The sequence below is a fragment of the Bacteroidia bacterium genome (genome assembly GCA_041391665.1).
Taxonomy (GTDB): Bacteria; Bacteroidota; Bacteroidia; order J057; family J057; genus JAGQVA01.
In genome coordinates this window covers 300,538-312,726 of the sequence record JAWKNO010000002.1, presented here as the reverse complement: position 1 = coordinate 312,726, position 12,189 = coordinate 300,538, and the positions used below count along the sequence as shown (strand labels likewise).

At 48.8% G+C, this 12,189-nt stretch carries 5 protein-coding genes; all 5 read left to right on the top strand.

Annotated elements, in window-relative coordinates:
• Positions 1–56: 56 nt before the first annotated feature.
• The 5 genes from R3D00_12985 to R3D00_12965 all read left to right on the top strand — a co-directional run bounded on the left by R3D00_12985 (position 57) and on the right by R3D00_12965 (position 12,167).
• Positions 57–2,978, top strand: coding sequence for a LamG-like jellyroll fold domain-containing protein (locus R3D00_12985; GenBank protein ID MEZ4774091.1), 2,922 nt, complete (start codon positions 57–59; stop codon positions 2,976–2,978).
• A 49-nt stretch (positions 2,979–3,027) separates the two neighbouring features.
• Positions 3,028–6,057 carry a LamG-like jellyroll fold domain-containing protein gene (locus tag R3D00_12980; protein MEZ4774090.1) on the top strand — a complete coding sequence of 1,010 codons (3,030 nt, stop codon included), beginning with the start codon at positions 3,028–3,030 and terminating at the stop codon, positions 6,055–6,057.
• Positions 6,058–6,083: 26 nt separating this feature from the next.
• Positions 6,084–7,853 carry a BspA family leucine-rich repeat surface protein gene (locus tag R3D00_12975; GenBank protein ID MEZ4774089.1) on the top strand — a complete coding sequence of 590 codons (1,770 nt, stop codon included), beginning with the start codon at positions 6,084–6,086 and terminating at the stop codon, positions 7,851–7,853.
• 41 nt (positions 7,854–7,894) lie between these two features.
• Complete coding sequence (locus R3D00_12970) at positions 7,895–10,429, top strand: LamG-like jellyroll fold domain-containing protein (protein ID MEZ4774088.1); 2,535 nt, start codon at positions 7,895–7,897, stop codon at positions 10,427–10,429.
• Positions 10,430–10,490: 61 nt separating this feature from the next.
• Complete coding sequence (locus tag R3D00_12965) at positions 10,491–12,167, top strand: aryl-sulfate sulfotransferase (protein MEZ4774087.1); 1,677 nt, start codon at positions 10,491–10,493, stop codon at positions 12,165–12,167.
• The last annotated feature ends 22 nt before the right edge of the window (positions 12,168–12,189 follow it).

Here is a 12,189-nt window from a genome sequence, read left to right as displayed (position 1 = left end):
TTCTATGTTTACGACTGCATACATCTCTATATGCCCAGGCCGGTTACACTCTGGATATGGACGGCACTGACCAATATGTAGAGATTCCTTATAATGCGAGCTTAAATCCCACAACTACCTTCTCCATCGAATGTTGGGCCAAAATCGAGGGTGGCGCAGGCACCTGGCGCTCCCCTATTACCTCACGGGAGGTCCCCGGCGCAAGCAATAGCCGTGGCTATCTCCTGTATGCCGGCACAGATGACAATTGGCAATTCTGGACCGGTTCAACGGGCAATAACTTTTCGACGCTGAACAGTAACGTCCCCGTAACCAACGAATGGACGCACGTAGCCGGGACCTTTGACGGCAGTACGCTTCGCATCTATATCAATGGAATCCTGGCCAATAGTTCAGCAGGAACCTATACCGCCAATCCCAGTCGCCCTTTGCGGATTGGTGCCGGCGCGACGGAAGGTACACCCTTGTTTTATTTCTCAGGCAAAATCGACGAAGTCCGCATCTGGTCTGACGTGCGCTCCCAGGCCGAGATTCAGGCCAATATGCACAAAGAGCTCGAAGGCAGTGAGTCTAACCTTGTCGCATATTACTCCATGTCCGACGGTAGCGGAACCACCTTGACCGATAATTCCAGCAATACCAATAACGGAACGCTCACCAATAGTCCAACATGGAAAACCTCGGGTGCGCTGGCCGGGCCGCGTATGGCTTTGGATTTTGATGGCTCAGATGATCATGTAAACATGGGAGATGTATTGGAAAATCTGGGAACAGTGACGATGGAGGCCTGGGTATATTGGCGGGGATCGGCAGAAGCTTTTTCGGAAATATTCACCAAGAATTTAATCAATTCTTTCTCTATCACCAGCACCAATAATCTGCATATCAATTTTGGGGATGGTTCCTCGTGGAATGCGGGAGTGAATTCTGCAAAAACGATTCCCACAGGTACATGGACCCACTTGGCAGCTACTCGTGATGGAGACGGGCTGGTAAAATTGTACATCAACGGCGTGCTAGATGCCAATACGGCCACCTTATCGGCTACCGGGCAGAATAGTGATTTTCGAAGCATTGGCTGCAAATATATTTCTTCCAATACTGCCATCGTGGGCCCTTTCTCAGGAATCATTGACGAGGTACGGCTGTGGTCTTCTGTCCGGAGCGAAGCGGAAATCCGGGCCTATAAAGACCGCACGCTGGAAGGCAACGAATCGAATCTTGTGGGGTATTTCCGCTTTGATCAGCAGGCTGATGCGGGCAATACTACGGTTTATGACTATAGTTCCAATGGCAATAACGGTACGCTGACCAATATGACACCCGCCTCCGACTGGGTGGAGGCGACTCCGTTCAACACCTGGATTGGAAGCGAGAACAGCGACTGGAGTAATGCCGACAACTGGGGCAATGCTTCTGTTCCTTCAACTGAAGATGTAGGCATATTCAATTGGGCTGGAAGTAACCTACCCACTTCTTCCAATATTTCAGCTCGCAATTTCTATCTCGATGCAGGCATTACTTTCAGCCACTCCGGAAACCTCACACTCTCCGGAGACTACTACAATGCGGGTGTTTTTACGACTACCGGGACAGTTACATTCTCAGGAACTGCCGCACAGGCCATCCGCGGTACCGGCACTTCTACCTTTGGCACAATGACCATCAACAACAGTGCGGGTGTCACCATGGAGCAGGATATAACCACCAGCACGAGCCTCACACTGACCAGCGGCGCGCTTTCCATCGGTGCCAACACCCTTACCATTAACGGAGCCGTTTCTCAAACTTCGGGGACACTCACTGGCGGAAGTTCGTCCAATATCACAATTGGCGGTGCCGGTGCGAGCACATCTTTATCCGCTGTAACCCTCAACAACCTGACCCTCAACCGGGCCAATGGTGTCACGCTGGGAGGATCTGTAACGGTAAACGGTGCGCTTGGACTTACCGCAGGTATACTCGATCTTAACGCCAATACGCTTACTATGGGAAGTGCGGCCTCAGTCTCAGGTTCGCCAGGCAACAGCAGCCATATAGATGCCAGAACAGGTTCACTCCGAAAAGATTACAGTGGTGCAGATGCTTTTCTCTTCCCTGTAGGCGATGGTACTGTGTATTCGCCCATCACCCTCAATTTTACTTCTGGTTCATTCAGCACAGGTTATGCCACAGTAGGACTGGCAGCTTCCAAACACCTCAATAACAACAGCACGACTGACTACATTAGTCGATATTGGACCGTCAGTAGCAGTGGTATCAGCGGATTTAGCTGTAACGTCTCAGCGCAGTATGATGACAATGACATCAACGGTACGGAAAGCAATATTCACGGAGGAAAATATTCCGGAGGCAGCTGGACTGACCTGGGAGCTGTATCTACCGGAAGTAACCTCATCACCGGCACAGTGACCGGTTTCTCTGACTTCACCGGAGGTGAAGCAGATGCTTTTCCTGTCGAATGGCTCAGTTTTACCGGAAAACCTGAGGAGAAAACGGTTTTACTTGAATGGATCACTGCCACTGAGTTAAACACCCATTTCTTTGCTATCGAGCGGAGCGAGGATCAGCAGAGTTGGAATAATCTTGGCAAAGTCACTGCAGCAGGTACCAGCAGTAAACCTGAAAACTATCAGTTTACAGACACACAGCCGATACCGGGACTTGCCTATTATCGCCTGAGACAAGTAGATTTTGACGGAAAATATCAATATAGTCCGACAATCGCAGTAAATCTGTACGAAGGCATCATTTCTGTTTATCCCAACCCGGTGGAGGACCAGATGTTTGTAACCATTTCAGACAATCATCCTTACGAACTGATCCTCTCAGATATTCATGGAAAATTTATTATGAGAAGAGTTGTCACCCCGGGTACACATCCTGTTTCGCTTGCCGGATTATCTCCCGGCATTTATTATATCAACATCAGAAACAGATTTTCCCGGGATTACAGACAAACCGTGATTAAAAAATGACCAGGTCCTTTCACATGAATTTACCTTTCAACCACACCTATTGAAAAACTTGAAAAGACTACCTGTCAAGCTCTGTTACACGCACCTTCTTCTGATTTTGACCGGAATGGTTTTTCTTCACACGACCATGTCTGCTCAGGCCGGTTACACACTTGACTTCGATGGAAGTTCTTCTTATGTGGAAATCCCGCATGATGCCTCTTTCAATATTGGTTCGGGTGACTTTACGGTGGAAGGATGGATAAAAGCATCCGGTTCGGGGACAACCCGCACCATTCTCGACAAAGACAATATGTTTGGCGGATCGCTCCGAATTGGCCTTACCTTTGGAGACAAGCTGGAATGTGTAACCGCGATATCGGGCGATGGTGATCATACGGTCACTTCCGCTGCCTCAATCGGTGCGGAATGGACCCATTTTGCCGTGCTGAGAAGCGGAAGCACGTTGTATGTATATATCAATGGACTCCTGGACAACAGCAACGCCGGAGGCCTCTATGACTTTGATAATTCGGAGAGTTTATTTCTGGGGGCGGATTACGCTTTTGGCGGGCAATACAATATCTTTTCGGGGAAAATGGACGATATCCGTATCTGGTCCGATGCCCGCAGTCAGGCAGAAATTCAGGGAAATATGTACCGCACCCTGACCGGCTCCGAAGCCAATCTCGTCTCCTGGTACCAGATGTCCAACGGTTCGGGGACTACCCTAACTGACAACTCTGACAACGCCAATAACGGAACCCTTTACAATAGTCCGGCGTGGAAAGCCTCCGGCGCATTTGCAGGCCCGCGTATGGCACTCGATTTTGACGGAGTGGACGATTTTGTATATGCACCACTAAACTGCACCGCATCCGGAACCATTACACTGGAAGGATGGTTTTCCTTTAATTCGCTCTCTGGTCAGCAAAACCTGATGAATGTTCACCAGACAGCAAATTCCGATATTCGGATTGTGCCCTATAAAACCGCTGCCAACCTGATTGCTTTTTATGTTTTTGACGGCTCGGCTTCTTATGTGACCACTTCTTCCTATTCTATTACCCAGACTAATACCTGGCATCACCTGGTATTTATTTACAATTCAGGTACCGTTTACATTTACGCGAATGGGTTTCTGGTCGGAAGCGCAACCGGGCAGGGAAGTTTTAGCACAGGTACAACCAACCTGTTTTCAATGGGCGCAGATTATAATGGGGTGGGCGCAGGTTTCTACTCCAATGTAAAAATTGACGAAGTCAGAATCTGGAGTGATGTGCGTTCTGAAGCCGAAATCCGAACTTACAAGGACCAAACACTTGAAGGAAGCGAAGCAGGCTTACTTTCCTATTACCGACTTGACCAGCAACCCGATGCAGGAAATAGCACAACTTATGATTACAGTTCCAGCGGACACAATGGTACCCTGGCTTATATGACACCCGCCTCAGACTGGGTCAGCAGCGCTCCTTTTAACACCTGGATCGGCAGCGAAGACGGAGATGTTACCAATACCGAAAACTGGAGCCGGGGCGCGGTTCCTTCCACAGAAGATGTTGCAATTTTGGCCGCCACTGGCTCCAATCCGCCTGTGCTGGGCAATATTTACGCCCGAAACTTCTTTATCGATCAGGCTTCTGTGTACATATCAGTCGGTAACCTGATTCTATCGGGAAATTTCATCAATCTGGGAACAGCCATTCTTCAGGGAATTACTTTTGAAGGAAGCGCAGCGCAACGCATTGCAGGCACAGGTTCCCATACTTTTTCCTCTTTTGCCATAGATAATTCTGCGGGGATAACCCAGGAGGCAAACGTTACCTGCACAGGTACCCTGTATCTTACCTCAGGGACACTTGATTTTGACGGCACCACCCTTTATCTCGAAGGCGTGGTAAATCAGACCAGCGGCTCACTCTCAGGGGGCACCAGCGCAAATCTACTGGTGGAAAATCCTTCGGGAACGGCTACCAGTATTCCGCCAGTTTCGCTAAACAACTTGTCGGTCAACCGAAACAGTGGCATCACCATGAGCGGTGATGTATCGGTCAACGGATCATTAATTCTGGTTACCGGTACGCTGGATCTCAACAGCCATACACTTTCCCTCGGGTCATCGGCCACAGTCTCCGGAAGTCCCGGCAGTTCAACCTATATTTTAGCTACCAGCGGCACATTTCGCAAAGACTACAGCGGGGCCGGCAGCTTTTTGTTTCCGGTAGGAAATGCGATGGCCTATTCTCCAATTACCCTTAACTTCACTTCAGGTGATTTTTCGGGTGGTTATGCCACAGTTAATCTCACCGCTTCCAAACACCCCAATAACATCAGCACAACCAGTTATATCAACCGGTACTGGACTGTTTCAAGCGGGGGAATCAGTACTTTTAGCTGCGATGTTTCGGCGGTTTACGATGTGGCAGATGTCGCAGGCAGTGAATCCAGCCTGCATGGGGCCAAGTATTCAGATGGTAGCTGGACAGACCTGGGAGCCGTCACACCCGCCTCTCATCTCCTCACAGGTACAGTGACCTCCTTTTCCGACTTCACCGCAGGAGAAGAAGATGCATTTCCGGTCGAATGGCTCAGTTTCAGTGCGAAGCCCTATCAGGATAAGGTTTTATTGGAGTGGGTTACCGCCACCGAACTCAACAGCGACTTTTTTGCTATTGAGCGCAGCGCAGATCAGCAAAGCTGGAATACCCTGGCTCAGGTCAGCGCAGCGGGTTATAGTCATACGGCTCAAAACTACAGTTATGAGGATATTCAACCCGTCAGTGGCATAACGTGGTATCGCCTTCGGCAGGTGGATCTCGATGGCAGTTTTGACTACAGCCATGTCGTCGAAGTCCACCCGCTCGCCAGTATATCATCCATTTACCCCAATCCGGTCAATGATCAACTGACAATTGATCTGCCGGGCCAAACGCCGGTAACGGCGCTGCTGTTTGACATGCAGGGACGAATCGTGATGGAGCAGAAAATTACATCAGCTGATCATTCTTTACCGGTCAGAAATCTTCCCGCAGGTATATATACCCTCCGGCTGAGCGATGGTCAGGGATGGACGCAGGAAATGCAGGTGGTAAAAGAATAACACATCCGTTCTGTTAAAATATTGACATGGAGAAAGTAAAAAGCTTATTGCGCCCATTTTTAATAATCATGTTTACGCTGCCTGTGATCAATGCGCAGGCAACCGCATTTATTACCACCTGGAAAACCGATAACGCCGGCACTTCCAGTTCTACTCAAATCACCATCCCCGGCACGGGCACCTATACCGTCGAATGGGTAGAAGTCGGTGTACCTGGCAATAATGGCAGCACCTCAGGTACTGGCTCGGTTACGGTTAACTTTCCTTACGCCGGCACTTACCAGGTAAGTATTCCCAGCGGGATGACCCGTATTTATTTTAATCGCGGAGGCGACCGGCTCAAACTCCTCACAATAGAACAGTGGGGCACCCTGGCCTGGACCAGCATGAACAGAGCCTTTTACGGTTGCGCTAATCTTACTTACAATGCCGTAGATGCGCCAGACTTATCGTTGGTTACCGATATGCACGGGATGTTCAGAGAATGCGCCAATTTTAATGGGGCTATCGGAGGCTGGGATGTATCGACTGTTACCAATATGAGCTATCTGTTCACCAGTTGCAGCATTTTCAATCAAAACATTGGTTCATGGACAGTATCGGGTGTGTCTGATATGAGTTATATGTTTCTATGGGCACCATCTTTCAACCAGGACATCGGCGGCTGGGATGTCGGGAGTGTAACCAATATGACCGAGATGTTCGACGGAGCCAATGCTTTCAATCAGGACATCGGAAGTTGGGATGTCTCTAATGTAAGCGGCATGGCCTGGATGTTTCGGGATGCCGCAGCTTTCAATCAGGACATCAGTGGCTGGATTGTCTCTGGTGCAGGCAATATGACCTCTATGTTTAGTGGCTGCACCAATTTCAATCAGGATATCAGCGGTTGGGATGTTTCGGGTATATCTGATTTGAGCTATATGTTCAATGGCTGCACCAATTTTAATCAGGACATCAGCGGTTGGAACGTATCGAATGTATATTCTATGACCAACATGTTCAATGGCGCCACCGCATTTGACCAGAACCTCGGGAGTTGGAACATTTCCAATATAGACATGTTTGGCGGGATGGATGGTATGTTAAACAACTCCGGGTTATCGAGAACCAACTATGACAATACCCTTATCGGCTGGGAAGCACAGGCTGTACCGGATCTTACGGTGGACGCCACCGGGCTGATTTATTGCAGCGGCGAAACCGCCCGGGATGCACTTATCTCAAATGGCTGGACGATCAACGGCGATACAAAGGATTGCAGTGTTTTTCCTGTCGAATGGCTGAATTTTACGGCAAAGCCTCAAAGCAATACCATTCGCCTTGACTGGGGCACCGCCAACGAACTCAACAGCGACTTTTTCGCCATTGAGCGCAGCGTGGATCAGAAAATATGGCAAACCCTCGGGCAGGTCGATGCGGCAGGGTACAGTACAAACACACAAAACTACACCTACAAAGATCAGCAGCCACTCACGGGAAAAACGTATTATCGCATTCGGCAGGTGGATCTCGATGGTAGTTTTTCAACCAGCAAGATTGTGGAAACTACTTTTTTTTCCGTCGAAGCTGTCATTTACCCAAACCCCGTCCACAACCAGATCTTCATTGATATACAGAAGAATACGGATGCAAGCGCTGTGATAATTGATATGCAAGGCCGTATAGTCAAACAATTTATACTCAACGCAGCCCATAACAGCATCGCTGTCGGTGATCTTCCGCCAGGCTTGTATTTACTCAGAGTCAGCAACGATCCTGAATGGGAAAAGGAAATGCTGGTTATCAAAGAATAATGTTTCTGCCTGAATCAGGGAGAATAAAATTACCACACCTCATGAGAATAACCTGTTATCCTCTTGCTCTTTGTTTTTCACTCATCTTTTTTTGTGGTCTGCACAGCGGCCTTTTTGCTCAGGGAGGGTATACGCTTGATTTTGACGGTGCCTCCAGCTATGCAGAATTGCCATATCATGCCGTTCTTAATCCGGCCACAAATTTTTCCATCGAGTGCTGGGTAAAGGTGGAAGGGGGAGCAGGCACCTACCGGTCGCCCCTTACTTCCCGATCCTTTTCCGGCGTCTCCGCAGGCTATCTCATTTACGCATCAGCCGCCAATGAGTGGGAATTCTGGACAGGACAAAATACGGCCTCATGGGATAATCTCAACAGCGGAATAACCGTTTCCTCAGAATGGACACATCTCGCAGGTACTTTTGACGGTACAACCAAACGATTTTATATAAACGGGGAGGAAGTCGCGACAGCAGCTGGAAATTATACCCCAAATACCACCATGCCCCTGCGAGTGGGGGCAGGTAATACAGAATCTACCCCGGACTACTACTTTCCGGGCAAATTGGATGAAGTCCGCATCTGGTCAGATACCCGCACACAGGCAGAAATTCAGGCAAATATGTATAAATCGCTGACAGGATCAGAAGCGAACCTGGAAGTTTATTTTAAAATGTCGGACGGAAGTGGCGCTGTCCTGACTGACAACTCTGCCAATAGCAACGATGGAATCCTATACAACAGTCCGGAATGGAAAACCTCAGGCGCATTCGCCGGCCCGGGGATGACATTGGATTTTGACGGAACCGATGACTATGTACAATTGCCCGCCAGCATCCTCAATCTCGCCAGTCCTTATACGATTGAGTCATGGATTTACCCGACAGATTTTACCCAGATAGCCACCTGGCGCCGGAGAGTACTATTTCTCGCAGGTACTCCCAAATTTTCCCTTGCTGTATATGAGAACCAGAAAATTGCCTTTAGATCCACTTATGGCCCCGTCACCTTTACCAGTGCAGATACCATCGCAGGGAATACCTGGACTCACATTGCCCTGGTGTATGACGGGAGTAGTTTCGTCCTGTTGATTAACGGAGAAGAAGCCACGCTGAATGCAGGTGGCATGACCAATGCCGGAAATGGCTCTTATTCGGCCATTGGCTGCACATCCAATGGAGAAGGCCCTTTTCAGGGGCAAATAGATGAAGTCAGGCTGTGGGATGATGCCAGAACCCCTGAGGAAATCCGCGCAAATATGTTCCGCTCCCTCGATGGAGACGAGGACAACCTGGTTGCCTACTACCGGTTTGACCAGCAGTCCAACTCCACCCATACCACCCTGTACGACATCACCGGTAATGGATACAATGGCACCATGACAAATATGGATGCCGCTTCAGACCGGGTAAGTGCTTCCTTTTTCAGCACCTGGATTGGTTCCGAAGACAGTGACTGGAGCAATGGAGAAAATTGGGGAAGACTGGCTGCGCCCACTACTGAAAATGTCGGCATATATGGGTGGGCGGGAAACCATATTCCTGCATCGGGCGACATAAGTGCCAGAAATTTTTATGTGGATGCCGGGGTCGTAATCAACCATAGCGGAAATCTCACTCTCAGCGGCGATTATTACAATGCAGGCACCTTTTCTTCCACAGGTATCCAATCATTTTCAGGCAGCAGTCGTCAGAATATTCGTGGTACGGGAACCACTACTTTTGGAACTTTTACGATCAACAATCCGGCCGGCGTAAGGTTATTCCATGATCTCACGACGACGGGCAGTCTTACCCTCACCAACGGCATTCTCAGCCTCAACAGCCAAACCCTTACCCTCGATGATGCAGCAGTGGTTGCAGGCTCGCCCGATGGGAACCGGCATGTACACGCCACTTCCGGAAACCTCAGAAAAAATTACAGTGGTACAGGAAGTTTCCTGTTTCCGGTGGGTGACAGCACCCTCTACACGCCCATTACGCTGAATTTCACCTCAGGGCTTTTTGCTTCAGGGTATGCTTCCGTATTCCTCACACCAACCAAACACCCCAACAACGGAAGTGTCAACCATTTTATCAACCGGTACTGGACAGTCAATAGTAGTGGGATTAGCAGTTTTCTTTGCGATATCACCGCACAATACGATGATCTCGACATCAGCGGAACAGAAAGCGTTTTGCACGGAGGGAAGTGGAACGGCGCTAACTGGATCAGCCTCGGTTCTGTCAATGATGGAGCCAATACCATTATCGGAACAGTCAATTCATTCTCAGATTTTACGGCGGGGGAGGAAAGTACCCTGCTCGTGGAGGCGCAGCCAAACTCACAACCGGAGCCATCCATCGCTGAAGCAAATCTGTTTTATCCCAATCCGGTAAAAGATAACCTTACCATCATCAGCCCGGAAGGATTTCACACATTAGTACTGATCAATATGGAAGGAAAAATTCTGTATAAAACCCTTCTGACGGAGGGTGAACAAATCCTATCTCTTTCCGGGTTACCCGCTGGTCCGTATTTTTTAAGGATAAAGGATGCAACAGGTGCTTCGACAGATCATATTCTCTTGAAAGAATAGCTGTTTGTATCTGTCATCCTAATCATCGTAACTTTGGCGCTGAAAGAAACCCTTTTTTGCGATGAAACATTTTTTACCTGTTTTCTTCTTTTTGGGGCTAATTTGTTATTCCCAGGCTCAAAACCAGACAGTCGGACTTTTCACCTACGAACCCGGTGCCGTAGAAGGTTATACACTTTTTTCACCGCTTCGAAGCAATACTTCCTTTCTGATCGATAATTGTGGAAGACTGGTAAATAAATGGACAAATGACAAAACGCCCGGCAATACCGTCATTTTTACCCACACTGGCCATTTGTTACGAACCGAGCTGATCCCTAATCCGGTCATGAATGTTGGAGGAATAGGTGGACGCGTGGAACTTGCAGACTGGCAGGGGAATGTAACCTGGGAATTTACTTACTCTGATTCACTCGTCGCCCAACATCATGAAGCCCTCATGTTGCCCAATGGGAATATTCTCATGCTGGCAATAGAAAACAAACCCATTGAAGATGCATTTGCCCTAGGCCGTAACCCTGCCCTGACCAACAATGTGGATGCCATCTGGCCAGAGCTAATTGTAGAAATCCAGCCCATAGGTGCCGACAGCGGAGTAGTGGTATGGGAATGGCATATCTGGGACCATACGGTTCAGGACTTTGACCCTACCAAACCCAATTTCAGCCCGATCGCCGATCACCCCGAACTCATCGATATCAACTTCATTTTTAGCGCAGTAGCAGAAGACTGGCTCCACGCCAATGCGATCGACTACAATGCCGAACTGGATCAGATTATCCTGAGTCTTCGCAATACCAACGAGTTTTACATCATCGATCACAGTACTACGTCATCAGAAGCGGCCTCACACTCAGGCGGCAACAGCGGAAAAGGCGGAGACTTCCTTTACCGTTGGGGAAATCCCCAAATTTATGGCAGAGGCACAGCTGCCGACCAGACACTTTTTGGCCAGCATCATGTTCATTGGGTAGAGCCGGGAATGCCCGACTACGGCAAAATCCTCGCCTTCAACAATGGCGCTCTTCGCCCGGATTCCAACTATGCGACAATTGACCTGATCAATCCACCGATTGACAGCGCAGGGAATTATACGATTCCGGAAAGTGCTGCATTTGGGCCTGATTCCGCTGAATGGGCATTATTGGTAGATATTCCCATGAAATATCCTGCGGGTTTCCTCGGTAGCAGCCAACAACTTCCCAATAAAAATATGCTGATTTGCCACGGCCCGGATGGTATCATCTATGAAGTGGATTCTTCGGGAAATCTGGTCTGGCATTATGTGATTCCGGTAGGCCAAAATGGGCCATATACACAGGGTGATCCTATTGGTAATGCATCTGTCAACAGCCTGGACACCCGCACATTCCGCAGTATCCGCTATGACGCCAGTTACCCGGGGTTTGCAGGCAAAGACCTGACTCCGGGAAATCGCATTGAAGGCAATCCCCTACCCCTTCCGGCAAACTGCAGTACCGATGGGCTGGATGAACTGACACAAGAAACACTCAGCATTTACCCTAACCCTGCCACTGAAAAAATCTTTATTCAGTTGTCAGGACTGCGCCCGCAAACGTATCAGATCAAGTCCATTCATGGACAGCAGCTTTTACAAGGGAAAAATGCAGAAGGAATGCCCATAGACATTACCCGGCTTGCGGCAGGGATCTATTTCTTAGAGGTTTGGGATATCAATGATACTTTTCCCAAAGTCGGGAAGTTTGTAAAACAATAAATCTTATATTCGCACGACACAC